General features: G+C 70.5%; 1 pseudogene. It reads left to right on the top strand.

The window, feature by feature from the left end:
- A pseudogene (locus ACYVDE_RS24890) lies at positions 1-780 on the top strand (ATP-dependent helicase HrpB); the annotation flags it as partial.

Raw genomic sequence — 780 nt, 5'->3', positions numbered from 1 at the left:
CCGCCCCTGCCTGGCTTGGCCCTGCACCACGCCACCCTGCAGCGCGCCCGCGACGTGGCCCGCAACCTCACCGCCCGCCTGGGTAAAACCGCCAACTCACTCATTCGCCCATTCACTCGCTTACTCATTCGCTTGCTCACTGCCCTGGCCTACCCCGACCGGCTGGCCCAGCGCGAAACGCCCGACCGCCTGCGCCTCGTGACGGGCCAGCGCGTGAGTTTGAACACCACGGACGTGGACCCGCAGACTACCTTCTTCGCGGTGGCGCACCTGGCGGGCACGGCTTCGGCCCCGCGCGCCACGCTGGCCGCCCCGCTGGGCCAGGAGGAGCTGGAGCTGGCCTTCGCCGACCAGATTACCACGACCGACGAAGTGCGCTACGATGCCAACACCCAGCGCGTAACCGGCCGCCGGGTACGCCGGCTGGGCGCGCTGCTGCTCGATGAGAAGGTCATCGGCCAGCCCGACGCGGCGCTGGTGGCCCGCGCCCTGCTCGACTACCTGCAGGAAGCCGGCGTGAGCAAGCTGAACTGGACGCCCGCCGCCCGCCAGCTGCAGCAGCGACTGGAGTTTCTGCGGCAACACTTCCCGACGACTGACACTGCGGAACCCTGGCCGGCCTTCGATGACGACACCCTGGCCCGCGAGCTACCCGACTGGCTCGGGCCTCACCTCACCAGCCTCAAAACCCTCGACCAGGTGCAGCGCCTCGACCTCTACGAGCCGCTGCTGGCCCGCCTGCCCGGCGGCTGGAACCAGCGCCAGGAGCTCGACCGCCTC

It is taken from the genome of Hymenobacter agri (genome assembly GCF_054778495.1).
This window is presented reverse-complemented; position numbering and strand designations above follow the sequence as displayed.